The 24157-nt window shown below is 70.1% G+C and carries 24 protein-coding genes; 16 read left to right on the plus strand and 8 right to left on the minus strand.

Features of this window, described 5'->3' with window-relative positions; all coding sequences use genetic code 11:
- Positions 1–2: 2 nt before the first annotated feature.
- The 4 genes from HL652_RS03480 to HL652_RS03495 all read left to right on the plus strand — a co-directional run bounded on the left by HL652_RS03480 (position 3) and on the right by HL652_RS03495 (position 2530).
- Positions 3–422, plus strand: coding sequence for a MerR family transcriptional regulator (locus HL652_RS03480; RefSeq protein WP_253743619.1), 420 nt, complete (start codon positions 3–5; stop codon positions 420–422).
- A 158-nt stretch (positions 423–580) separates the two neighbouring features.
- Positions 581–1219, plus strand: coding sequence for a hypothetical protein (locus tag HL652_RS03485; RefSeq protein ID WP_253743620.1), 639 nt, complete (start codon positions 581–583; stop codon positions 1217–1219).
- A complete protein-coding gene (locus HL652_RS03490; RefSeq protein WP_171704010.1) occupies positions 1212–1904 on the plus strand; it encodes a hypothetical protein in 693 nt (230 codons plus the stop codon). The genes HL652_RS03485 and HL652_RS03490 overlap by 8 nt, the downstream gene beginning before the upstream one ends.
- A 125-nt stretch (positions 1905–2029) precedes the next feature.
- Positions 2030–2530 carry a GNAT family N-acetyltransferase gene (locus HL652_RS03495; RefSeq protein WP_216603986.1) on the plus strand — a complete coding sequence of 167 codons (501 nt, stop codon included), beginning with the start codon at positions 2030–2032 and terminating at the stop codon, positions 2528–2530.
- A gap of 18 nt (positions 2531–2548) precedes the next feature.
- Here HL652_RS03495 and HL652_RS03500 read toward each other — a convergent pair whose 3' ends face one another.
- The gene (locus tag HL652_RS03500) at positions 2549–3577 is read right to left on the minus strand and encodes a methionine synthase (protein WP_171704011.1); all 1029 of its coding nucleotides are present in this window, start codon (positions 3575–3577) and stop codon (positions 2549–2551) included.
- Positions 3574–4665 carry a putative oxygenase MesX gene (locus tag HL652_RS03505; RefSeq protein ID WP_171704012.1) on the minus strand — a complete coding sequence of 364 codons (1092 nt, stop codon included), beginning with the start codon at positions 4663–4665 and terminating at the stop codon, positions 3574–3576. The genes HL652_RS03500 and HL652_RS03505 overlap by 4 nt, the downstream gene beginning before the upstream one ends.
- 365 nt (positions 4666–5030) lie before the next feature.
- Here HL652_RS03505 and HL652_RS03510 point away from each other — a divergent pair, with 365 nt between their 5' ends.
- A complete protein-coding gene (locus HL652_RS03510; protein ID WP_171704013.1) occupies positions 5031–8453 on the plus strand; it encodes a hypothetical protein in 3423 nt (1140 codons plus the stop codon).
- Positions 8454–8692: 239 nt separating this feature from the next.
- Entirely contained in the window at positions 8693–9301 is a 609-nt protein-coding gene (locus tag HL652_RS03515; protein ID WP_253743622.1) for a DUF429 domain-containing protein, read from the plus strand.
- 89 nt (positions 9302–9390) lie between these two features.
- Here HL652_RS03515 and HL652_RS03520 read toward each other — a convergent pair whose 3' ends face one another.
- Positions 9391–10059 carry a GntR family transcriptional regulator gene (locus tag HL652_RS03520; RefSeq protein ID WP_171704014.1) on the minus strand — a complete coding sequence of 223 codons (669 nt, stop codon included), beginning with the start codon at positions 10057–10059 and terminating at the stop codon, positions 9391–9393.
- 133 nt (positions 10060–10192) lie between these two features.
- Here HL652_RS03520 and HL652_RS03525 point away from each other — a divergent pair, with 133 nt between their 5' ends.
- The 4 genes from HL652_RS03525 to HL652_RS03540 are packed head-to-tail and all read left to right on the plus strand — an operon-like array spanning position 10193 to position 13021.
- Positions 10193–10933, plus strand: a complete 741-nt coding sequence (locus HL652_RS03525) for an alpha/beta fold hydrolase (protein WP_171704015.1) — start codon at positions 10193–10195, stop codon at positions 10931–10933.
- Positions 10934–10985: 52 nt separating this feature from the next.
- On the plus strand, positions 10986–11693 hold the full coding sequence (locus HL652_RS03530) for a trimeric intracellular cation channel family protein (RefSeq protein WP_171704016.1): 708 nt from the start codon (positions 10986–10988) through the stop codon (positions 11691–11693).
- Between the two features lie 9 nt (positions 11694–11702).
- The gene (locus HL652_RS03535; RefSeq protein WP_171704017.1) at positions 11703–12137 is read left to right on the plus strand and encodes a hypothetical protein; all 435 of its coding nucleotides are present in this window, start codon (positions 11703–11705) and stop codon (positions 12135–12137) included.
- Positions 12134–13021: an SAM-dependent methyltransferase gene (locus HL652_RS03540; protein WP_171704018.1), complete on the plus strand. Its 888-nt coding sequence runs from the start codon at positions 12134–12136 to the stop codon at positions 13019–13021. The genes HL652_RS03535 and HL652_RS03540 overlap by 4 nt, the downstream gene beginning before the upstream one ends.
- A gap of 82 nt (positions 13022–13103) precedes the next feature.
- Here HL652_RS03540 and HL652_RS03545 read toward each other — a convergent pair whose 3' ends face one another.
- The 4 genes from HL652_RS03545 to HL652_RS03560 form a co-directional block, all read right to left on the minus strand.
- Complete coding sequence (locus HL652_RS03545) at positions 13104–14270, minus strand: aminotransferase class V-fold PLP-dependent enzyme (RefSeq protein WP_216603988.1); 1167 nt, start codon at positions 14268–14270, stop codon at positions 13104–13106.
- Positions 14267–14683 carry a RidA family protein gene (locus HL652_RS03550; protein WP_171704019.1) on the minus strand — a complete coding sequence of 139 codons (417 nt, stop codon included), beginning with the start codon at positions 14681–14683 and terminating at the stop codon, positions 14267–14269. Before HL652_RS03550 ends, HL652_RS03545 begins: the two co-directional genes overlap by 4 nt.
- A gap of 84 nt (positions 14684–14767) precedes the next feature.
- Complete coding sequence (locus HL652_RS03555; RefSeq protein WP_171704020.1) at positions 14768–15511, minus strand: SDR family NAD(P)-dependent oxidoreductase; 744 nt, start codon at positions 15509–15511, stop codon at positions 14768–14770.
- Positions 15508–16470, minus strand: a complete 963-nt coding sequence (locus tag HL652_RS03560; RefSeq protein ID WP_171704021.1) for an aldo/keto reductase — start codon at positions 16468–16470, stop codon at positions 15508–15510. Before HL652_RS03560 ends, HL652_RS03555 begins: the two co-directional genes overlap by 4 nt.
- A 59-nt stretch (positions 16471–16529) precedes the next feature.
- Between HL652_RS03560 and HL652_RS03565 the strand changes: the two genes are divergently transcribed.
- Positions 16530–17786 carry an enolase C-terminal domain-like protein gene (locus HL652_RS03565; RefSeq protein ID WP_171704022.1) on the plus strand — a complete coding sequence of 419 codons (1257 nt, stop codon included), beginning with the start codon at positions 16530–16532 and terminating at the stop codon, positions 17784–17786.
- 13 nt (positions 17787–17799) lie between these two features.
- Here the strand turns inward: HL652_RS03565 and HL652_RS03570 are convergent, their stop codons facing one another.
- The gene (locus tag HL652_RS03570) at positions 17800–18087 is read right to left on the minus strand and encodes a muconolactone Delta-isomerase (protein WP_171704023.1); all 288 of its coding nucleotides are present in this window, start codon (positions 18085–18087) and stop codon (positions 17800–17802) included.
- A gap of 163 nt (positions 18088–18250) precedes the next feature.
- Here HL652_RS03570 and HL652_RS03575 point away from each other — a divergent pair, with 163 nt between their 5' ends.
- From HL652_RS03575 to HL652_RS03595, 5 genes are all read left to right on the plus strand, one after another.
- Positions 18251–19534, plus strand: coding sequence for a M20 family metallopeptidase (locus HL652_RS03575; protein WP_171704024.1), 1284 nt, complete (start codon positions 18251–18253; stop codon positions 19532–19534).
- Positions 19531–20424: an IclR family transcriptional regulator gene (locus HL652_RS03580; protein WP_216603990.1), complete on the plus strand. Its 894-nt coding sequence runs from the start codon at positions 19531–19533 to the stop codon at positions 20422–20424. Before HL652_RS03575 ends, HL652_RS03580 begins: the two co-directional genes overlap by 4 nt.
- Positions 20421–21926, plus strand: coding sequence for a sugar ABC transporter ATP-binding protein (locus HL652_RS03585; protein WP_171704025.1), 1506 nt, complete (start codon positions 20421–20423; stop codon positions 21924–21926). The genes HL652_RS03580 and HL652_RS03585 overlap by 4 nt, the downstream gene beginning before the upstream one ends.
- On the plus strand, positions 21919–22875 hold the full coding sequence (locus HL652_RS03590; RefSeq protein WP_171704026.1) for an ABC transporter permease: 957 nt from the start codon (positions 21919–21921) through the stop codon (positions 22873–22875). Before HL652_RS03585 ends, HL652_RS03590 begins: the two co-directional genes overlap by 8 nt.
- A gap of 127 nt (positions 22876–23002) precedes the next feature.
- Positions 23003–24157, plus strand: coding sequence for a sugar ABC transporter substrate-binding protein (locus tag HL652_RS03595; protein WP_171704027.1), 1155 nt, complete (start codon positions 23003–23005; stop codon positions 24155–24157).

The raw sequence follows: 24157 nt of genomic DNA on the forward strand, positions 1-24157 counted from the left end.
CGATGAGCGACATGAGAATCGGCGAGCTCGCCGAGAGGGCCGGCGTCAGCACGCGGGCGCTGCGGTACTACGAGGAGCAGGGCATCCTGCACTCGGAGCGTACGCCGAGCGGGCAGCGGGTCTACGGCTCGGCGGCTGTGGATCGAGTGCGGCTCATTCAGCACCTGTTCTCGGCGGGGCTCGCGAGTCGGACGATCGCGCTCATCCTGCCGTGCGTCGACACCGGACATGCCCCGCCCGAGATGCTGGAGAGTCTGCACAGCGAGCGGGATCGCATCACGCGGGTGATCGCCGACCTCGAGGTGGCGCGGAGGCGGCTCGATGAAGTGATCGAGATCACCGCGCATTCGACCCCGGAGGAGTGCGAGCGGGTGCGCGACGGGGCGGGGCGGACGTCGGCGATTCTGGGGGTTGTGGCGTAGCGATCATGCCCCGGTGACCCCGCGGCGCCTGCCGCTCGAACCGGTAGTGCGTCCCGACGATCGCAGGTCGGCGCCGACTTGCATTCGCCGTCTATCGAATGCCGGTATTCACCAATTAGGCTATGTATGCATACATAAGTTGGCGAATGGAGGTGATCATGAAGGCGACCGAGATCGTCCATCGCACGCTGGCGGACGCGGCTTTGAACGGTGAGCGACGCTGGCCAAGTCTCGCTGACCTGGCTCACGCGTCGCGGTGTTCGATCGGGAACACCTTTAAGGCCACTCGCCACTTGGTTGATATCGGAGCGATCACCGTGCTGCCGCGAGGCGGACTCAGCGTGCTGGATCCTGAGCGAGTCGTGGCCGCGCTGGCCGCCGAGAGACGCCTTTCGGGCGACACCCTGGCCCTCATCCCTACGACTAGCGTGCCGAGTCTCCTCCAGCGTGTGTCGCACTATGCACTCGGAGGCGCGGACGCCGCGATTCACCATCTCGGCGGACGCAACACCGTCGCCGATCGCGGAGAGCGCATCATCTACATCCCCGAAACAGATTCCGAAGCGGTTCGGAGCAGCGAAGGGGCTTCTGGCGTGGCCGGTCCGGAGAACGTCCGGGTCGTGGTCATGGACCAGGTCGCCGAACGAGCATGGGTGAGCGGGTATTCGAGCTTCGCCCAGACCTACGCCGACCTCTTCGCACAACCGGGTTGGCAAGCCGCGGAGTTCCGTCGCGCGCTCTGGCGGCGCGCCTTCGAGGTCGATGACTGGGCGCAGTCGGAGGCCGCGCGTGCCTGACGCATCGTTCGGCGGAGACCAGCATCTCCATGCCCTCATCGACCACCTCGGCCACGACCTCGACCCCTCCATCCTGATCGGCGGCTGGGCGACTTTTGAGCTCGTCGGGGGCGAGATCAGCAAAGACATCGACCTGATCATCTTCTCCGACGAGGTGCGCGCGAAGATCGAAGACCGCGTCGCCGATCTGAGCAAGAGCAGCCACCTTCAGGGCAAGAAGTGGCGGGGAACGATCGAAGGGGTTTACCTCGACATCTACCTCCCGCACCAATCCCAACTCGGCGACAAACTGCGACTCCGGGTCGAGGTACTGGCGAAGTACACCGAGCCCGAGGCGCACAAGGGCTGGAGGCTGCTCACCATCGAAGCCCATACCGTGACGAAGTTAGCGGCCATCCTCGACCGGCCCGACAGCTTGAAGGGCCAGAAGGATGCGGGAGAACTCCTGCGACTGATCAAGAAGGGCGTCGATGCCCGGGTCGCCTGTGATGTGCTGGTGGAAGCGACCGCCGGGCCGGTCGAAGACATACCCGACCTCATCCAGCGCGCTTTCTTGTTGATCGCTGAGAAGAGCGGGGCGAACAAAGCGGATCGACGGATGCTCGACCGGCTTCGTCGCGAATGGGTCGATGCGGCACAGGATGCTGTGCGGAGTGGTGAGCGCATCCTCCCGCCGTTCGACTGACACTGTGTACGGTCAGCCCGCGATAGGTGCCCTGCGAAGATGGTCCGATGCGAGGGAAGATGGGTCCGATCTCAGTGCGGGCGGCAGATCTCCATGGGGTCGATGCGCTTGCCGTGGGTCGACTGGTGGGCGCCTACCTGCGACAGACGGAGGCCGAGAAGGCTGAGCACGTGGGTGCGTCAGCGTCTCCTCCCGGAGATAACTCGGAGCTCCCCGAGCGCTACCGCAGTGAGGTCAACGACCCCCGCCGGGCTTATGCCAAAGCGTTGGTGCTCCTGGCCGAGCTTGGCGGTGAACCGGTGGGTGTCGTGGTCGTGCAGGTGAATCCGGATGTGCGGGAAATCAAGCGTGTCTGGGTTGACCCTGAGGCGCGCGGCTTGCGTGTCGGCTCGGCGCTGATCGATGCGGCGCTCACTGGGCACGATGAGCCGACCCGGTTGACCGTCTGGGAATGGCGCCAGGGCGCAGTTGAGTTGTACCGCTCGCGCGGGTTCGTCGAGATTGCTTCATGGGATGAACGACCACGCCTGCTCTGTCTGGAGCGACCGCGAGCATCCGACGCCCCTAAGCCTGAAACGCGGTCGGAAGGCCGGGGAGCGCTGCGATTCCCGGCCTCCCACCCCTGAGCTGGGCGTGGGCCGCCGTCAGGCAGACAGCTCCGCGCGCACGAGGGCGGCGCCCGCGCCGAGGGCGGCGAGTTTGCCGCGGGCGACGGTGCGGGGGAGGGGGGCCATGCCGCAGTTCGTGGAGGGGTAGAGCTTGTCGGCATCCACGAACTGCAGCGCTTCGCGCAACGTCTCGGCGACCTCCTCGGGCGTCTCGACCGTGCTGGTCGCCACGTCGATCGCGCCGACCATCACCTTCTTGCCGCGGATGAGCTCGATCAGGTCGATGGGCACGTGCGAGTTGCGTGACTCCAGCGACACGATGTCGATGTCCGACGCCTGGATCTTCGGGAAGATCGCCTCGTACTGGCGCCATTCCGAGCCGAGCGTCTCCTTCCAGTCCGTGTTGGCCTTGATGCCGTAGCCGTAGCAGACGTGCACCGCGGTCTCCACGGTCAGGCCCTCGATCGCCCGCTCGAGCGCTGCAACGCCCCAGTCGTTCACCTCGTCGAAGAAGACGTTGAACGCGGGCTCGTCGAACTGGATGATGTCGACCCCCGCATCCTGCAGCTCACGCGCCTCCTCGTTCAAGATGCCTGCGAACTCCCACGCGAGCTTCTCGCGGCTCTTGTAGTGGGCGTCGTAGAGGGTGTCGACCATGGTGAGCGGTCCGGGGAGCGCCCATTTGATGGGCTGGTCGGTCTGCGCGCGAAGGAAACGCGCATCCTCGACGAACACCGGCTTCTCGCGGGTGACGGCTCCGACGACGGTGGGAACGGATGCGTCGTACCGGTCGCGGATGCGCACGGTCTCGCGCTTGGCGAAGTCGACGCCGTCGAGGTGCTCGATGAAGGTGGTGACGAAGTGCTGGCGGGTCTGCTCGCCGTCGCTGACGATGTCGATTCCGGCCTGCTGCTGGTCGGCGAGGGAGAGGCGGAGGGCGTCGCGGCGGCCCTCGTCGAGCACCTCGGCGTCGAGCTTCCAGGGCGACCAGAGCTTCTCGGGCTCGGCGAGCCAGGCAGGCTTGGGGAGGCTGCCGGCGGTGGAGGTGGGAAGGAGGGTGGTCATGAGCGGGCTCCCTGCTGGGCGAGAGGGCGGGCGGGGGCGGCGTCGGAGGGGGATGAGGCGGAGGCGGAGGTACGTGCGAGAGCGCGCTCCCGCTCCGCAAACCCCGCCGACCACTCCTCCAGCGCATCCTTGTGCGGCTCGATGAAGTGCTCCTCCGCGAACCGCCCCTGCTCGACGGCCAGCCGGCTGCGCTCCTCACGGTCGTACACGATGTCCGTCGGCTCGAAGTCGGGGTTCGTGAGGCTGGGCCGGTACTCCTGCCCCGCAGCATCCGTGGCGCTGTAGATCTCGGGCCGGTAGATCTTCTGGAACGTCTCCATCGTGCTGATGGTCGCGATGAGTTCGAGGTCGCTGTAGTCGCCGGTGAGGTCGCCGTCGAAGTAGAACGCGAGCGGTGCGCGGCTGCCCGGCGGCATGAAGAAGCGCACGCCGAGGCCCATCTTGGCGAAGTACGCGTCGGTCGACGAGTACGCGCTCTGGCGGTACTCGACCCCCAGAACCGGATGCTCGGTGTCGGTGCGGTTATAGGTCTTGCTGCTCGAGACACTCAGGCAGATGACGGGGGGCTTCGCGAAGCGCTCGGCGAAGGCGTCGGAGCGCACGAAGGCCTTGAACAGGTTGCCGTGGAGGTCGCCGAAGTCGTCGGGGAGGGCCTCGCCGGCGGCAGCTGCCGCGCTTGCAGCGTGCTGGGGCAGCCGGATGCTGAAGTCGTAGTCGCGCACGTACGAGGAGAAGTTGTTCCCCACGATGCCGGGGAGGCGCTCGCCGGATGCGCGGTCGACGATCGTCGTCTGCAGCACCTCGATGAGGGGGACGGCGTCGTGGATGCTGCGGCCGTCCGCATCCTGAAAATCGAGGCTCACCGAGACGATGTCGAGCTCGAGCCCGTAGCGGGTTCCGTCGACGCCGATGCGGGCGGCGAGGTCGTCGAAACGGTCGTCGATCATGCGGAACGCCTTGCGCAGGTTCTCCTGGCGCTTCTCGCCGCGGGCGAGATTGGCGAAGTTGGTGGTGATGCGGGAGTTCGCGAGGGGGCGGTAGTCCTCGTCGAAGCGGGTGGAGTCGAGGGAGAAGCCGAGGTTCGTCATCGACAGCACCCCGCACACTCGCGAGCGGCGCGGAACATGCGCGAGGCGCGGGCGTCGGCGAGGCGGGTGCTCATCATGCTGGTCATGTCAGTGCTCCTTGACGGGGGAGAGCCACGACGGCGCGACTCCACGGATTCGGATGTCGCAGGCGTGTCCGGATCGGACGCGAGGCTTCGTTTCGCACTGCCCTAGCAGGTTACGTCGCGGGCGGGGGTGCGTGGGGGGAGATGACTTTGCGTTACGTCGCCTGTCGTCCCCGGAACGAGGGGTCGCGGAACGTCGCACCCCGCCACTACCCTCGGCTCATCACCGTGCGGGGAAGTTCGGCAGGACGGCCGAGGGGCACGAAGAATAAAGGAACACACATGGGCATCGAAGCCTCGCGAACGCGACCCGCCAACGCATCGACCAATCCCATCGTGGCGCGAGGGTCGCGCATCCGCCGCGCCGCCCTCGCCGCCCTCGCGACCCTCGCCGTCGTCGCCACGGCCCTCGTCGTCGCTCCCCCTGCCGCAGCCGACGGCCCCACAGCCCGTGTCATGGTGCGCACGCAGCGGATGGCCGACGCCCACCTCTCCTCCGGTCAAGACGGCTGGTACGAGCGCGGTGCCGTGATCACCCTCGACTGCTACAAACGCGGACAGCCCGTGAAGGGCTACTTCAGCCCATACCTTCCGAACGGCGGATGGGACGACCTCTGGTACCGCGTCTCCGACGGACGCTTCGTCGCCGACGTCGACATCGAGACGGGCAGCACCAACCCCGTCACGGCGCCCTGCCCGGTGCCCTTCGACGCCGCACCCGCGCCCACCATCGACGGCGCAGTCGTCGTCGACTCCACTCTCTCGGCCAACCCCGGCGGCTGGAGCCCCGCCGCCGACTTCACCTACCAATGGAACCTCGACGGCCAGCCCGTCGGCGGAGCGACGGCACAGAGCTGGCTGCTCCCCGACACCGCGCTGGGGAAGTCCGTCACCGTCACGGTCACTGGCCAGCGCTCCGGCTACATCACCGCCGTCGTGACGTCAGCACCGACAACCGCGGTCACGGCCGCCACCCTCACGACGGTGACGCCGACCATCAGCGGAACGCCGACCATCGGCTCCGACGTCACGGCCGTGCCCGGCGACTGGGCACCGCAACCCGTCATCTACTCCTACGCCTGGCTTCGCAACAACAAGGCGATCGCCGGTGCGACCGCCGCCAGCTACCGTCTCACCAGCGCGGATGCGGGAGCAGCCATCTCGGTAAGCGTCACCGGTTCCCGCCCCGGTTACACCACGGTGTCCCTCACGAGCGCGTCGATCTCGGTCGGTCGAGCACTCACAGCAACCCCCACCCCCACCATCAGCGGCACCGCCGTCGTCGGCTCGAAGCTCACCGCGACCGCAGGCGGCTGGAAACCCGAACCGGTGGCGCTGAAGTACTCCTGGTCGCGCAACGGCACCGCCATCGCCGGTGCCTCCGCGGCCACCTACACCCTTGTGCCCGCAGATTCGGGGGCGAAGATCAACGTCACGGTCACCGGGAGCAAGTCGGGCTATTCCTCCGCCTCGAAGACTAGTTCTGCCGTGACCATCGAGCGCATCCTCACCGCCACTCCGACACCCACCGTCTCCGGTACTCCCACGGTCGGCGCGACCCTCTCGGCGAAGCCCGGCAGCTGGGCGCCCGCGCCCGTCGCCTTCGCGTACCAGTGGCTGCGGAACGGGAAGGCGATCAGTGGCGCCACCTCCTCGAGCTACGCGCTGACCGCGACCGACGCGGGAGCGGCGGTCAGCGCGAAGGTGACCGGGTACAAGAACGGATACACGCCCGCATCGAAGACGAGCGCTGCCGTGACCGTTGGCAACGCCCTCACCAAGACCCCCGCCCCGACCATCTCGGGAACGGCCAGGCGCGGATCGGTGCTGACCGCCGCATCCGGAACCTGGGCGCCCGCGCCGGTCGCCTTGGCGTACAGCTGGTTGCGCGACGGAACGCCGATCGCCGGCGCGACCACGTCGAGCTACCGGGTGACGGATGCTGACGCCGGCCGTGTGATCACGGCGCGGGTGACCGGGTCGAAGGGCGGGTACACCAGCGTCACGACGACCAGTAAAGGGGTGACCGTCGAGAAGCTCCTCACGGCGGCGCCGACCCCCACGATCAGCGGATCGCCGACCGAGGGCGCGACCCTTTCGGCCAAGGCGGGTTCGTGGGCGCCGAGCCCCGTGACGCTCGGCTACCAGTGGATGCGCGGCGGCAAGGCCATCTCCGGCGCGACGGCCTCGACCTACCGGGCGACGTCGGGAGACGTCGGATCGACGATCACTGTCGTGGTGACCGGTTCGAAGGCCGGGTACACCCCGCAGAGCCGCACGAGCTCGGGTGTCGTCATCGCCAAGAAGCTCACCACGACACCGGTGCCGACCATCGCCGGCGAGCCGAAGGTGGGTGCGACGCTCACGGCCAAGCCCGGAACCTGGGCTCCAGCGCCCGTGACGCTCGGCTACCAGTGGTTCCGTGACGGTGCGGCGATCGCGAAGGCCACGACCGCGAAGTACGTCCCGGTGCAGGCTGACGCGGGCACCGCCATCACGGTGCGGGTCATCGGGTCGAAATCGGGTTACACCAGCGCCTCCCGCACGAGCGCCCCCGTGACGGTGGCGCCCACGACGCTGACCAGCGCCGATCCCACGATCTCGGGCAACGCCGCCGTGGGTGGAACGCTGAGCGCCGACCCCGGCGTGTGGGGTCCCAGCCCCGTCGACATCGCCTACCAGTGGTTCATCGACGGCGGGCCGGTCGGCGGCGCCACCGGGAACACCTTCGGCATCCCGTTCAGCGCTGCGGGGCGGTCGATCACCGTGACGGTGACCGGCTCGAAGGCGGGTTATGCATCCGTGTCGCGGTCATCCGGTGCGGTGCAGGTCTCGAGGAACGTCGGCGACACGATGACACCGGGGAACGTGCTGCCTCCCGACATCGCGCTCACGTCGGCCAGCGGCCAGTACCGGTTCGTCCTGCAGAGCGACGGCAACCTCGTGATCTCGCGCGACGGCGCACCGATCTGGGGAAGCCGGACCGACGGCAACCAGCCCGCCTACCTCGCCTTCCAGACCGACGGCAACCTCGTGCTCTACCGTTCCGACGGCCGCGCCATCTGGGAGACGCGCACCTGGGGCAAGGCCGCACGCAACCTCGTGATGCAGAACGACGGCAACCTCGTGCTCTACGGCACGAACGGCGGGGCTCTGTGGGCGAGCGGCACGGGAGGCGGTGGCGGCGGTGGGGGAGACGGCCGCCTGATCGTGCCGTTCGCACCGGGCCAGACGATGTACGTCTGCCAAGGCTACAACGGTGGCATCACTCACAGCGGCGACCCCGCACTCGACCTCACGAGCTACAGCGGACGTGGTTCGACCGGATGCTGGGGCGGTGCCAACGACGCGGCGGGCAAGACCGTCTACGCACCCGGCGGCGGCAACCTGGCGCAGGTGTCGAACGCCGTGGGCGGCGTGTGCATCACGCTCGACGGGGGAGGCTCGGTCTACCTCGGGCACCTCGAGAACCGTCGAGGCAACGGGCGCGTCAATCAGGGCGACCCCATCGGCACCATTGCGCCCGCGGGCGCGGCCGGGAACGGCGGCTATGCCCACATGCACTTCAGCGCCAGAACAGGAAACGGATGCGCAGGCACGAAGGTGCCCTTCACGAGCGCCTACAACATGAAGATCGCCGGAGTGGGAGAGCTGCCGTACAACGGGTCGGTCAATCAGTGGGCGGGCGCCTCGATGCGGCGGTGAGGATGACGGCTGACGCCGGGGCAGACTGGGGGCATGCGGACTGCCGGGGTGGATCTTGCTGCTGAGGCCAAGGGGACGGCGCTCGCGGTGGTGGAGTGGGCGGGCGGTGGTGCGGGCGCTGGCGGCGCCGCTGGTGTCGGCGGCGGCGGCGGTGGCGCTGCCGCCGGGGCTGGGGCGGGTGCGCGGCTGGTCGAGCTGCGGGTGGGGGTTGACGATGCGGCGATCGTGCGGCCGGTGGGGTGGAAAAGCTCGGGATCGACTGCGCGCTGGGGTGGCCGGATGCGTTCGTCGAGTTCGTGGGGGCGCACGCGGCGGGGCGCGCGGTTGCGGGTGAGGTCGACGGGGGGATGGAGTGGCGGCGGGGGCTTGCGTATCGCGAGACGGATCGGCGGGCGCGGGAGGTGACGGGGCGATGGCCGCTGAGTGTGTCGACCGATCGGCTCGGGTTGACGGCGATGCGGTGTGCGGGGTTGCTCGCTCGGCTCGGCGAGAGCGGGGTGGAGGTCGATCGGGCGGGGAGTGGGCTCGTGGTGGAGGTGTATCCGGGGGCGTCGTTGCGCTTGTGGGGGATCGACACGCGGAACTATCGGGTCGATGCGGAGGCGCGCCGGCGCGCGCTGGGCGAGCTGACCGACGCCGCGCCGTGGATGGACTTCGGCGGCTTCGAGGAGCTGATGATCGCATCCGGTGACGCGTTCGACGCCGTGATCGCGGCGCTGGCGGCGCGGAGCGCGGCGATCGGGGCGAGCGAGGCGCCCGGGCCGGAGCTGAGGGCGCAGGCGGCGCGGGAGGGGTGGATCGCGTTGCCGGAGGGCGCGCTCCGCGACCTCGTGCGGCGGCGCGATTAGTCGGCTTGTTCCGCGCGGGCACAGGCGGTGCGGGAGGGGTGGATCGCGTTGCCGAACGGGGACCTCCGCGACCTCGCGCAGCGGCGCGACTAGCCGGCCTGCTCCTCGCCGTCGTCGACCGGCAGGCTGTGCCACGTGTCGTACGCCACGGTGGCGGCGGCCTCGACGTTGCCCGCGGCACAGAGTTCGATGAGGCGGTCGTGGGCGGCGACGGATGCTGCACCGCTCGAGCTGAAGCGCAGGCGCTCGACCCGGCGCACCACCGGGCTGAACTGTGAGAGCACGGATGCGAGGGCCTCGTTGCCGAGAACCGTCACCGGGACGGCGTGGAAGGCCTCGTCAGCATCCAGGGCGGCGTTCACATCGCCCGCCTCGATGGCGGCGGCGAAGTCGCGGTTGGCGGAGCGCATCCGGTCGAGGTCGTCGGAGTCGAGTGACTGAGACTCGACGGTCTGACGCACGGCGAGTTGGTGCATGGAGGCGACGACGTCGCGGGCGTCGCGCACCTTGCGGTCGTCGATGAGGCTCACGACGGTCGAACGGCCTGGCTGAGCGACGACCAAGCCGCTCGCAGCCAGGCGGAGGAGCGCCTCGCGCACGGGGGTGCGGCTGACGCCGAGCCAGGTGGCGAGTTCGCCGTCTTTCAGCTGCTCGCCGGGGGCGAAGGTGCCGTCGACCAGGGCGTCTCGCAAGCGCTCGTAGACGTTGTTGCGCAGCAGTGTGCGTCCGAGCGGGAGTGCGTCCTGGGGAATCGGCATACAACATATTGCACACAAAATCGCGGGGAAATCGAATCGAACGGCGCACGCGGGAATTTCTCGATGGCGCTTGCGTTCTCTATTTTCAATGCAAAATATTGCGTATCACGCCACACCTCACCAAGGAGAGATCATGACCACCAACGCCTTCGCCCCCACCGCCGAGAAGCCCACCATCGTGCTCGTCCACGGCGCCTTCGCCGAGTCGGCGAGCTGGAACGGCGTCGTCGCCCGCCTGCAGAGCGAGGGCTTCCCGGTGCTCGCCGTCGCCAACCCGCTCCGCGGTCTCGCCCAAGACGCCGAGTACCTCCGCACCGTGATCGACCACATCGACGGACCGGTCGTCGTCGCCGGCCACTCCTACGGCGGATCGGTCGCGAGCGAAGCCACCGAGGGCGCCGAGAACGTTCGGGCACTCGTCTTCGTCGCCAGCTTCCTCCTCGAGCCGGGCGAGAGCACGGGCGAACTCGCCGGCAAGTTCCCCGGCGGAGAGCTCGGCCCCGCCCTCACCCCGGCCCCCTACACGGCCGGGCCGAACTCGGGTGACGACCTGTACATCCTGCAAGACCGCTTCCGCGAGGTGTTCGCCGCCGACGTGCCCGAGGAGGAGATCGCGCTCCTCGCCGCCACCCAGCGCCCCATCGCCGGCGCGGCGCTCGAAGACGAGGCGACGAAGGCGGGGTGGAAGACCATCCCGTCGTGGACGCTCGTCACCCTCGACGACCTCGCGGTTCCCGCCGAGTCGCAGCGCTTCATGGCGGAGCGGGCGTCGTCGACCGTCGTCGAGATCAAGGCGTCGCACGCGGTGACGGTGTCGGAGCCGGGTGCGACGGCAGACATCATCCTCGACGCCGTGCGCGGCACCGCGAAGTAGCCCCGAGCCCACCCGCCGCCGAGGCCCCATCGCACTGAGCAGGAGACCCCTCATGTCGATCACCACCTTCGAGATCCCCCTCTGGGCGGAGCTGGCCGCCGCAGGCCTCGGCGGCCTGCAGGGCGCGCTCTTCGCGGCCACGCTCAAGGGCCGCCGGGCCGGGCACCGCATCGATGTGCTCGGTGTGGTGGTGATCGGCATCGCGGTCGCGCTGGGCGGGAGCCTGTTGCGCGATGTCATCCTCAACCAGCCGCCGGTCGTCGTCTGGAGCAACTGGTACCTCGTGGTCGCTGCGCTCGCGGCGGTCGTGGGCATGGCCGTGCAGCCGCTGCTCAAGCGCGCAGACGGGGTGGTGATCGTGCTCGACGCCCTCGTCATCGGCACCTTCGGCGCCATCGGTGCCACGAAGGCCCTGTCGCTCGGCGTCGGCCCGGTCGGCGCGCTGCTCGTCGGCATCGTCGGAGCCGTGGGCGGATCCCTCGTCCGCGACCTCCTCATCGGTCTCCCCGTCGCGTTCCTGCACGTCGGCTCGCTGTTCGTGGTCGCCGCAGGGGCCGGGGTGGGCGTGCTCATCGTGCTGGTGTCGCTCGGTGTGGCCGTGCCGATCGCGGGGCTGGTGTGCATCGTGGTGACGAGCATCCTGAGGCTCGTGGCGGTGCGCTTCGGCTGGCGATTCCCCGAGCAGGCGCCCCTGCGCGTGCACCTGCGGCGGGCGCGGCCGCGGCCGGAGGCCGGCTCCACCGTTCTCACTCACTCCTAGGAAAGGCCCATGAAGACAAGCGGATGCGCGACCCTCGCGCCCCTGACCGTGCTGCTCCTCGCCGGGTGTGCCGCCCCGAGCGGCGGGTCGCTCGGCGCCGACATCAGCGCGGTGGCGACCGACTCGGCCGGCGGGTCGTTCGCTCTCGCCGACGTGGATGACGCGCCGGGGGACGACTTCCTCGTGGTGTGCCCCTACGAGACGACCGAGTCGGTCGGTGAGCGGCTGGGGTTCGAGTGGCCGGATGCTCCCGACCACTCCCGCAGCGACGACCGGCAGACCGTGGCGTTCGTCGCCGACGGGGCGGTCGTCGACGCGGTCGAGCTCGGGCGCGACACGGTCGACTTCTGCTCGACGGGGGAGTGGGCGCTTCTGCCGGTCGACGCGGAGCTGCAGGCGTCGGCTGACGGCGAGCCCGTGCGAGTCACGGAGGTGGAGCGATGAGCGGGCCGGCGGCGGCGGTGCTCGCCGAGCTGAAGACGTCGGCGCTCGTCGCTGCGGCGGTAGCGGCCGCGCTGGGCGAGGAGAGGGCGGCTACTCCCGCGGAGGCGCTGGCCGTCGACCCGCGGCGGGCTGCGGTGCTGCGGTCGCTGCCCGACCCCGAGGCGCTGCTCGCCGAGCTCTGGGCCGACCGCCGGTCGCGGGCGCACCACCTCGTGAGCAGCCTCACCCAGGCGGCCACCGCGGCTCGTGGTGCGACCGGCACCTGGGCAGACTCGAGCGATGAGGTCATCGTGGCGCAGGGGCGGTCGTCGGCGTTGATGGCGCGGGTGATGTTGAACGACATCGCTCCTCTCTATGGGGCGCTCGCCTCCGGAAGCGAATCGCGGATGCTCGACGTCGGAACCGGGATCGGCGCCATCGCGACAGCGATCGCCCGAGCGGTGCCCGATGCCCGCGTGGTGGGCATCGACATCGCCGAGCGGCCGCTCGAGCTCGGGGCCGAGCTGCTGGCCGAGGAGGACGCCGCGGTGGCCGGGCGGGTGGAGCTGCGGCTGCAGGACGTGACCGCGCTCGACGAGACCGCCGCGTACGACGTGGTGTGGATGCCGATGCCGTTCCTGCCGGACGCCATCGCCGCGCCGGCCCTGGATCGTGCCACGGCGGCGCTGCGCGAGGGCGGATTGCTGGTGCTCGGGGCGCATCCCGACGAGCCCGACCCCCGTGTGAAGGCGGCGAACGACTGGCTCGCATCGCTCACGGGCGGAGGGACGCTGGCGGCGAGCGCGGTGGTGGAGGAGCTCGAGCGGCGCGGCTTCGACCGCGTGGAGCGGTTCGCGACCGTGCCCGGCGGACCGGTCGTGGTCGCGGGCGTGCGCCCCGCCTGAAGCGGGCGACACCCGCCGTCGCGGCGTGGTGAGGCACGGCGGTGCGGCCCCGGGCCTGAAGCGGCCGGTGCCGCCGACCCGCTTACGGGCGCGCGGCGGCGAGGGCGGTGAGGGTGCGGTCGATGTCGTCGTCGGTGTTGAAGTAGTGCACGCCGATGCGCACGCGCGATCCGGAGACCTGGGCCTTCACGCCCGCCTCGAGGAGATGCCGCGCGATCACCTCGCCATCGAACGCACCCGCGTCGACCACCGCGATGTGCGTGCGCTGGAACGGCGTCACCGGCGTGAAGCCGAGCTCTTGTGCACCCTCCCACCAGCGCGCGGCGAGGCGGGTGGCGTGCTGCTCGACGGCGGCGCGGTCGAGGCGGGAGAGGAGCTCGATGGCGGCGAGGGCGCCGATCCACGAGAACCAGGCGGGGGAGGTGTCGATGCGTGACGCATCCGACGGGACCTCGAGCTCGCCGCCGAAGTAGCCGAACGGCGGCGCGGTGCTCTTCCAGCTGGGGAGGAGGGGCGAAAGGTCGGCGAGGCGATCGGGGCGCGTGATCATCCAGGCCGCTCCGCGCGGGCAGAGCATCCACTTGTAGCCGTGCACCGCCACGAAATCGGGGGCGAGGGCGTCGATGTCGAACCGCAGCACGCCGTACGACTGCGTGAGGTCGACGAAGAGGCGTGCGCCGACGGCATCCGTCGCCGCTCGCAGCGCGGCGAAGTCGGGGCGCACGCCGTTCGAGGTGAGGGTGTCGCTCACCGCGACGAGGGCCGTGCCTTCGCGCACCGCCGCGACGAGGTCGTCGGTCGGCGTGTAGCCGCCGCGCGACGGCACCCGCACGACCGGGTTGCGCTCCGGGTCGAGCGCGAGCCACGGGAAGAGGGTGCTGCGGAACTCGTCGTCTGCCACCACCACCGGCCCCGGCGGGAGCGAGGCGGCGACCGTCGCAGCGCCTTCGGCCACCGAACCCAGCACCGAGACGCGACCGCTCTCGACGCCGGCGTAGCGTGCGAAGGCCTCGCGAGCATCCTCGGCCGCCCAGTCCCAGTCGCGCCACGAGAACTCGCCGCGCTGCCAGTCGCCGAGAGTCGAGGTGAGCGCCTGCAGCACCGGGGTCGCGCCAGGCGGGGAGCCCGGGGTGTCGAGCCAAGCCCAGGAGCGGAGGGCGTCGAACTGTGCGCGGAAACCCGCCTGATCGAGCGGATGCGCGGGCGGCGACACAAGCGGATGCGCGGGCGGCGACGCAGGCTCCGTCACGGCCGCGCGTCCACAGCCGCCCAGCCCTCGAGCTCGATGTGGATCTCGGGCTTGATGAGCGCCGCCACCACCGCCAGCGAGTGCCCCGGGTAGTCACCCTCGGGGAACCACTCGGCGAACACGCGGTCGCGCCCGGCGACGAACCCGGGAATCGACTCGGTTCCCGACACGAACGTCAGCAACCGCACGAGATCGGCCGGGGTCGCCCCCATCGACGCGAGCAACCGCTCGATGTTGCGCAGCGCCAGCACCGTCTGCTCCTCGGCCGACTCGGCGAGCACGCCGTCGGTGTCGTTGCCCACCTGCCCGGCGATGAACACCAGCTGCTTGCCCTCGGGCACCGAGGTGAGGTGGCTGTACTTGCCGATGGGCGGGGCGACGGTGTCGGGGTTCCAGCGCGTGGGGGTGGTCATGTCGTTCTCCTGGTGAGTCGGATGCGCGGGTCGCGCGAGTGGAAAAGAGGAACGGAGGAGAAAGGAAAGCGAGGGAGGCGCGGCTCAGCGATGCGCGAGCACCCCGCCGTCGGCGGTGAGGATCGACCCGGTGATGAAGCCGGCCCCGTCTCCGGCGAGGAAGACTACCGCCGCCGCGATCTCGGCGGGGTCGGCGAGACGCTTCAGCAGCATCCGGCCCACCATCCTCTCGGCGTAGACGGGGTCGGCCACGGCCGCGAGGCCCTGGGGTGTGGCGATCGGGCCGGGCTGCACCCCGTTCACCCTGATGCCGTGCTCGGCGAAGGAGACGGCGAGCGCCCGGGTCAGCGCGGTCACCCCTCCCTTGCTCGCGGCATAGGCGCCGTTCTCCTCGGTGGCCTCGCTCGCCGCCACCGAGGTGATGGTCACGATCGAGCCCGGCACGCCCGCCGCGACCATCGCGCGCGCGACGATCTGCGAGGGAAGGAAGGTTCCCTTCAGGTTCACGTTCACCACGGCGTCGAAGTCGGCGTCGGTGGTGTCGAGGAGGTTGGATGCGCGGTAGATGCCCGCGCAGTTCACGAGCACGCCCGGTGCGCCGAACGCGGCGACCGCCTCGTCGACGGCCGAGGCGACCGCGGCGCGATCGGTGACGTCGGCTGCGAGGCGGATGACGCCCGGCTCGTCGCGCCAGGTCGCCTCGAGGGCGTCGGCACTCAGGTCGAGAGCGGCGACGGTGTGCCCGGCGTCGAGCAGGGCGCGCACGACTGCCGCACCGATGCCGCTGGCGCCGCCGGTGACGATGGCGGTCTTCGGCTGGTCGGTCATGCCTCGTCCTTCTCGATGGGGAGCTCGGAGCTCAGCGCGTCGAGACGGCTCATCTCCTCGGGGGTCAACTCCATCGTCGTCGAATCGAGCAGCCCCTGCACCTGGTCGACCCGGCTCGCGCTCGCGACGGGGGCCACGACGCCCGGCTGCACGCGCAGCCAGGCCAGCGCGGCCGTGGCGGGCGACACCGCGTGCGCGTCGGCAACCTCGACCAGCGCCGACACGACCTCGAGGGCCTCGGGGCTGAAGTAGACCTCGAGCATCGAGGCCCGCGGGCTGGCGTCGATGTCGTCGCGGGTGCGGTACTTGCCCGTCAGCAGTCCGCTCGCCAGGCCGAAGTACGGCACGACCGCGAGGTCGAAGCGCTCGATCGCCGGGCGCAGGTCGGTCTCGAACTCGCGACGGAACAGGAGGTTGAGGTGCGGCTGGAGGGCGACGGGGCGGGCGAATCCGTTCTCGTCGGCGATGCGCATCCACTCGGCGATGCGTTCGCCCGAGTAGTTCGAGAGGCCCACGGCTTTGATCTTGCCGGCCACGCGCAGCTCGTCGAACGCGGCGACGGTCTCCTCGAGGGGGTACGCGGGGTCGTCGCGGTGGGAGTAGAGGATGTCGATGTAGTCGGTGCCGAGGCGGCCGAGCGACGCCTCCGCGGCGCGGTGGATGCTCGAGCGTGACAGCCCGGCGAACTCGGGGTGGCGGCCGCACTTGGTGGCGATGACGACGTTCTCGCGGGCCGTGCGGTCGCGCATCCAGTGCCCGATGATGGTCTCCGACTCGCCGCCCTTGTTGCCCTCGACCCACCACGAGTAGTTGTCGGCGGTGTCGATGAAGTTTCCGCCGCCCTCGATGTAGGCGTCGATCACGGCGTACGACTCCGCCTCCTCCGAGGTCCAGCCGAAGGTGTTGCTACCGAGGCACAGGGGGTAGATGTCGGCGTCGAGCGCGGTGAAGTTCTGCATGATGATCGCAACGATAGGTGAGCGGTGGGGCCGCTCCAAGCGTGCGTCATACTCTTGGGATGTTGACCGTCACAGGCATCGATGCCTGGCTCTGCCCCATGCCTCTCGCCCGCCCCGTGCGCCTCGGAGCGATGCTCTACACCACCCGCGACTACGTCGTGGTGCGGGTGCGCACCGACGGCGGGGCGGTGGGCCGGGCCATCGGGTACAGCCGGGGAACGCCGCTGCTCGAGGCGCTGCGCACCCTCGCCACGGCGCTCGATCGTGGGCTCGGCGTCGACCCGCGGGCCGTACAGGGCGACCTGCGGGCGCGGTTCATGCCGGGGTGGGCGTCGTTCGTGCGGGCGGCGTCGCTTCTGGACATCGCGCTGTGGGATGCGGCTGCCCGGGAGGCGGGGGTGCCGGTGCAGCGGATGTTCGGCGAGGGGGTCGGTACGGGCGCGGGCGCCAGTGGTGGAGCCGGGGCCGGTGGCGGTGTCGTCGTCGGCGGAGGTGCAGGTGCTGGTGCTGGTGGGGGCACTTCCGGCGCCGCTTCACCCGAACCCGGGAGTCTCGTGGTGGCGGGGTACTTCGCCGACGCGCGGACCCGCGCCGAACTGCTCGACGAGGTGACGGCCCTGGTGGAGGGCGGGGCGACGACGGTGAAGGTGATGGTGCCGGGACTCGACGTCGACGACGATCTCGATCTCGTCGCGGGAATCGGCCGGCACGTCGAGGGGCTCGTGGCGAGCGCTGGCACCACCCGCGGCCCGGTCGAGATCGCCGTCGACCTGCACGGCGGGCTGCGGCCCTTCGATCCGATGGCTGCCGAGACCGCGCGGCGCTTCTGGGACCTCGGGGTCGCGTTCATCGAGGATCCGTTCCCCGGGCCCGACTGGCGGCCCCTCGAGCACCTCGTCGAGCGGGCGCCCGAGCTGCGGCTCGCCGTGGGGGAGGACCTCGTCGGGCTCGGCGGCGCCCTCGACCTGCTGCCGTTCGCCCACCTGCTGCGCGTCGACGCCACGGCGAGCGGGGGCTACTCGTTCGCCCTCGACGCGGTGGATGCGGCGGAGCGCGCCGGGGTGGGCATCGCGCCGCACGTGTTCGCGCCGATCCACGCGCCGCTCGCCGCCCGGACGTCGGCCGTGCGGCTCGTCGAGACGATCCCCGCCCGCATCGGGGCCGAGCCGATCCAGCCGTTGCTCGACCCCGCGCACCCGTGGATCGACGGAGTCGTGTGGCCGTCGACAGCACGCGAGGGCGTGACAGGGCTCGACCTGCCCCTCGACTTCGAGCGGGTCGCGCAGCACGCCACCGCCGGCTGGTCGATCGAGTAGACGCGCCGGCCGGCTAGGCGGCGGGGCCGGCCGCCGGGTCGTTCGGATGCTCGGCCAGCGCCTGCACCTCGAACGCGGCGTGCGGTGCCAGAGGCAGCGACATGAGGGCCGCGTGCAGCTCGGTGGCGTCGGGTGCGCGCCAGAGGCCCCAATTCGCCATGGTGCCCGGGATACGCCACAGCCGCACGAGCACGCCCGCGTCGGCGAGTTCACGGGCTCGGTCGGCCTCGGCGACGCGCAGCCGGGCTGCCGGCTCGTCGCCGGCGGGCCAGGTCACCGTCATGCGCACGAGAAAGTCCATCGGCGATCCTCCGTTCTCGATGCCGTTTCGCTGCCCCGAGCGTGGCGCGCTTTGTTACGTTCTCGCGTCGACGCTTCAAATACTGCAAAAGCGATTTCATTTACTAGCATTCAGCGCCGCCATGGCTCTTTACTGAGTCATCGCCGAAACTGGAGGCCCCTTCGTGACAACCGCACCCACCCATTCGACCGCTCTCGCGGCCAGCGTCGCCGCGCGCCGCGAGGAGTCGCTGGAGTTCCTCAGCGACGTGGTGAAGCTCGAGACGGTGAGCGGCTTCGAAGACCGCGCCGCCGACGCGTTCACCTCGTGGTTCGAGCAGCGCGGCTGGCCGGTCGAGCGGCAGGTGCTCGCCGACACCGCGGTCGGTGCCACCGAGCGCGGACTCGCCGAGCCGCGCATGAGCGAGCGTGCGAACTTCACGGGCTGGTTCGGCCCGCGCACCGGCAAGCCGGTCGTCACGATCAACGCCCACTACGACGTGGTGCCCGTGATGTACGAAGAGGACTGGAGCGACGCGCCGTTCGGCGGTGTGCGTCGCGACGGCGCCGTCTTCGGCCGCGGCTCGGTCGACAACAAGGGCGGGTGCGTGAGCGCGATGTACGCCCTCCAAGCGCTCGCCGACTCCGGTATCGAGCTCGCGTTCGACCTCGCCGTCGAGCTCATCGCGGGCGAGGAGACCACCGGCCTCGGCACGATCGCCTCGCTCGAAGCCCTCCCCGAGCGCCTCGCCACCATCGTCATGGAGCCCACCGACGGCGCCGTCGTCCCCGCCAACTCGGGTGTGCTGTTCTTCACCATCGAGGTCGCCGGCCGCGACGTGCACACCTCGCAGCCGTGGCGCGGCGAAGACGCGCTCGCCAAGCTCGTCTCCCTCTACGACGCGGTGAACGCTCTCGGCGCCCGTCGCGCCGAGAGCCACCGGCACCCGCTCATGGACCACGTGCCCACCTCGGTGCCCCTCGTCATCGGTGTGCTCAACGGCGGTGGCTGGCGTGCCGCGGTTCCCGCGCACGCCTCCATGTCGGGCCGCATCGGCGTGCTCCCCGGCGAGTCGCTGCAGGAGGTGCGCGACGCCCTCACCGCCACCGTCTCGGAGGCCGCAGCCGGTGATCCGTGGTTGGTCGAGCATCCGCCCACCCTGCGCTGGGACAACGACGGATCGATCGGCTGGGAGCTGCCGCTCGAGAACGCCCTCGTCACCTCGTTCACCGCGGCGCAGCGGGCGCTCGGCGAGGAGCCGCTCGTGCGCGGGCTCACGGCGGGCTGTGACGCGGGAGTGCTGCGCGGTGCGGGCATCCCGGCTGTCGTGTTCGGCCCGGGCGACCTCAGCCGCGCCCACAGCGTCGACGAGTACGTGCTCGACGACGAGGTCGAGCGGGCCACGGCGGTGCTCGCCACCACGCTCGTGGAATTGTCGGCCGCCGTCGAACGAGGAGAGCTGTCATGACCGACCACGACCGGATGCCCGCCCGAGGCGCGCAGAGCTCCGAAGCTACACTGCTGCAGACGCTCACCCGCGGCCTCGACGTGCTCGAACTGGTGGCGACTAGCAACGGCCAGGCCACGGCGAAGATGATCGCCAGCACGATCGGCCTCCGATCGAGCACCTGCTACCACCTGCTGCGCACGCTCAAGCAGGCCGGCTACGTGGTGCGCGTGGAGGGCGGCACCTACGACGTGGGCCCGCGGGCCGGCGCCCTCGGGCACCACCTCGACACCCGGTTCGGCCCGTCGCCCGAGATCTCGGCACTGCTCAGTCGCCTGCACAACAAGACGCGCGAGACCGCGTACGTCTGCGGGTGGTACCACGGCAGCATCGTGATGCAGCAGTTCATCGGCGGCACGCATCCGCTCGTCGTGAAGCAGCTCGAGGTGGGCTACAGCGGCAACATGCACGCCAGGGCCTCCTGCAAGAGCGTGCTCGCACACCTGCCCGAAGACATCGTCGCCGCCATGTTCTCGGGGGTCGAGCTCGCCGCGCTCACCCCGAAGACGACCACCTCCTACCCCGCGCTCGTGGCGCAGCTCGCCGAAGTGCGGGGCCGCGGCTACGCGATCGACGACGAGGAGTTCCACGAGGGCGTGTGCTGCGTGTCGTCGGCGTTCTTCGACGCGCAGAACAACCCGGTGGGCTCCTTCACCGTCTCGGTGCCCTCGAACCGCTCGGAGTCGCTGTTCACCAGCGTGGCGGCCGAGGTGCACGAAGCGGCGTCGCTCGCCACGACGATGCTCCGCTCGGGCCGCCTGGTCGTGAACGAGCAGGCCACCCCCGCCAGCCGGGAACGCGGGTGGCGCCCGCGCCAGACCCCGTCGATGCGACTGGTGGACCCGTCATGATGGAACTGCGCGACATCGGCAAGCGCTACGGCAGCAACCAGGTGCTGCAGGGCATCGACCTCGAACTCGTGCCCGGGCGCTGCATCGGGCTGGTCGGCGAGAACGGAGCCGGCAAGTCGACGCTGCTGTCGATCATCTCGGGCAAGACCCCGCAGAGCGACGGAACCCTGCGACTCGACGGCGCGGAGGTGGCCTTCAAGTCGCCCCGCGAGGCGCGGGCGCAGGGCATCGAGATCATTCCGCAGGAGCTCGCCTACGTTCCGCACCTGTCGGTGGCCGAGAACCTCATGATGCCGAACTGGCCGCGCGGCCGGTGGGGCGTGACGCAGCGCTGGCTGCGCAAGGCCGGCGCCGAGGCGGTCGAGCGGCTCGGGCTCTCGATCGACGTGCGGCGCGACATGATCGACCTCTCCCTCGCCGAGCGGCAGCTGGTGGAGATCGCGAAGGCGCTGCTCGGCGACGCGCGCGTGCTCATCCTCGACGAACCGACCGCCTCGCTGCACGCCAGAGAGACCGAGTTCCTGCTCGAGCGACTCCGCGCGCTGAAGGCCGCCGGGGTGTCGCTGGTGTACGTCAGCCACCACCTCGACGAGTCGTTCGAGATCAGCGACGAGATCGTCGTGCTGCGCAACGGCCGGATGGAGGACCGCTCGGCCACCGCAGACACCACCCTCGGGCGCACGGTCAACCTCATGCTGGGCGCCGAGTACGAGGCGCCCGCGACCGAGCAGGCCGCTTCCTCCGTGCTGCACGAGGTCGCGCTGCGGCTCGAGGGCTGGACCTCGGAGCAGCAGCCCGCCATCGACGACGTGTCGCTCGAGATCAGGACGGGGGAGATCGTGGGCATCTTCGGGCTCGTCGGCTCGGGGGCGGAGACGGTCGCCCGCGCGCTGGGCGGGCACGAGCGGCGGGTGTCGGGCACGGTGTCTGGACCGGCGGGGCCTTCGCCGGTACCTGCGTCTCCCATCCGAGCGCGCGCCCTCGGCATCGCCTACGTGCCCGCCGAGCGCAAGACCGACGGGCTCGCCCTCAACCAGAGCATCAGCGAGAACATCACCGTGATGGAGCTCGGCCGCTACGCCACCCCGCTCGGCGTGATGAAGGGCCGGGCCCAGCTCGACGGCGCGAAGCGACTCGCGTCGGAGACGGATGTGCGGTGCACCTCGGTGAGACAGGAGGTCGGTGAGCTGAGCGGCGGCAACCAGCAGAAGGTGCTGCTCGCCAGCAGGCTCGCCGCCGCACCCCGGGTGCTCGTGCTGCACGAGCCCACTCGCGGAGTCGACATCGGCTCGCGCACCCAGATCCACCAGCAGCTCGCCGAGTTCGCCCGGCACGGAGCCGCAGTGGTGCTCGTCACCTCAGACGTGCAAGAGGCGATCGACGCCACCGACCGGCTCGTCGTCATGCGCGACGGCCGGGTCGTCGACGAGCTCACCCACGACCGCAAGACCAAGAGCATCGCACTCGAAACGGCCGCTGGAGGTGCCGTCTCCCATGACTGATACCCGTTCGTTCTCCCTGTCGCGGCTTCCCGCCCTGGCCACGGTCGGCATCTTCCTCGTGGTGGTCGTGATCGGCTTCGCGATCTTCGCGCCGAACTTCCTCACGCTGAACAACGCCTCGACCATCGTCATCACGGCGAGCGTCATCATGCTCGCCTCGCTCGGGCAGCTGCTGGTCGTCATCTCGGGCGGATTCGACCTCTCCATCGGCGGTGTGCTGCCGCTGTCGGCGGTGACCTTCGCGAACCTCACCACCGCGGGGGTGCCGATGATCGCGGCGATGGCCGTGTGTCTCGCGGTGGGCATCCTGGTCGGGCTCGTGCACACGTACTTCATCGTGCATCTGAAGATCAACCCGCTCATCACGACGCTCGCCACGATGTCGATCACCGCGGGGCTCGCGTTCACGCTGGCCAACGGGCAGACGCTCACCGTTCCCGCCGAAGCCGGCGTGCTCGGAGACCGCGCCATCAGCACGGTGCCGTGGCACGTGTTCCTCATGATCGCCCTGGTGATCGTCATGCACCTGCTGCTCTCGCACACCGTGCTCGGTCGTCGCATCTACATGGTGGGCGGCAACCCCGAGGCCGCGCGGCTGGCCGGCGTGCGGGTGACCGTGATCGGCGGCAGCGTGTACGTGTTCTCCGGCTTCTTCGCCGCGATGGCGGGGATCGTCACGGCGAGCCAGCTGCTCGCCGCCTCCGGCGCCATGGGGGCCACCACCACCATGCAGAGCCTCGCCGCCGTCGTGCTCGGTGGTGCAGCGCTCACCGGTGGCCGCGGCTCGGTGCCGGGCGCCGTCATCGGTGTGCTGCTGCTCGGTGTCATCGCGAACGGCATGAGCATCCTGCACGTGCCGAGCTTCTACCAGCAGGTCGTCACCGGGCTCGTGCTCCTCGCCGCCGTGACGCTGAGCCGCATTCAGGAGCGGGCGCGGCGGGCGGCCTGAGCCGTCTGTCTGCGTCGCCACCACCGCATCCGCTCACCACCGCATCCGCCCACCAGTCCCGCATCACCCCACCTCTCCCGCATCACTCCACCCTTCCCGCATCACCTCATCACCCGAAAGGCGCACCATGAAACGACACGCATTCCGTCTCACCGCCGTCTCCGTCATCGCCGTCGCCGGCCTCGTCACGGCAGGCTGCAGCAGCGGCACCGGCGGAGACTCCGCAGCAACCGACTCGGCACTCGCGAGCGGTGACCTCACCGGCCTCACCTTCGCCTTCGCCATCCCGACTTCGGCCGCCGAGGTCTACGTCAACCAGGCCGACACCTTCGTGAAGCAGGCAGAAGAGCTCGGCGCGACAGTCGAGGTCTACGACAACGCCGGCGACGCCACCACCATGCTGAGCAACGCCGACCTCATGGTGGCCTCCGACCCCGACGTCATCATCGAGTTCCCCTCGGTCGCCGACGCCACCACCCGCGTGGGCCAGAAGTTCACCGACGCCGGCATCCCGTGCATCGCGGTGAACGTGCCCGTCGAGGGCTGTCCGCTGTTCAACTTCGACCAGCCCTACCTCTCCGGGCTCGGCGCCGAGGCGATGGCCGCGCAGATGGCCGACCGGGGCTGGGATGCGTCGAACACGACGGTCGTCATCGGCCAGGCCTCCGAGCTCGGTGCTTCGGTGAACATCGCCGCCACCGCGTTCTACGCGAAGCTCTCGGAGCTCGTGCCCGGCATGACGAAGGTGTCGAGTGAAGACATCCAGCCCACCACCACCGTCATCACCCCCGACGAAGGACTGCAGGGCGACCTCGGTCTCACCATCGACTCGGGCTACGACGCCACGCTCCAGGCGCTGCAGACCATCCCGAAAGACCGCAACGTCGTCATCTACACCGTGAGCGACGACACCACGGTCGGTGTGCTCCGCGCCCTCGACAACCAGGGCCGCACCGAGCAGGCCATGGTCTCGGGCTACGGCGGAAGCACGGATGCGCTCAAGAACATCCGCGAGGGTGACGTCTGGGTGACCGAGCAGATGGGCTTCTTCGCCTACTGGGGCGAGTTCCTGCTCTCGATGGCCGCCGCCACCGCGGCCGGCGCCGACATCCCCGAGCTCACCAGCCCGCCGATGGTCATCCTCGAGAAGGACAACGTCGACACCTACTTCGAGGCCGGCACCGACACGCTCATCGAGATGCCCGAGCTGCCCGAGAGCTCGACGTACCTCTACGACACCGGCATCCTGCAGAAGTTCGGCAACGTCGCGGGCGCCGAGTGA

It is taken from the genome of Herbiconiux sp. SALV-R1 (genome assembly GCF_013113715.1).
Lineage (GTDB): Bacteria > Actinomycetota > Actinomycetes > Actinomycetales > Microbacteriaceae > Herbiconiux.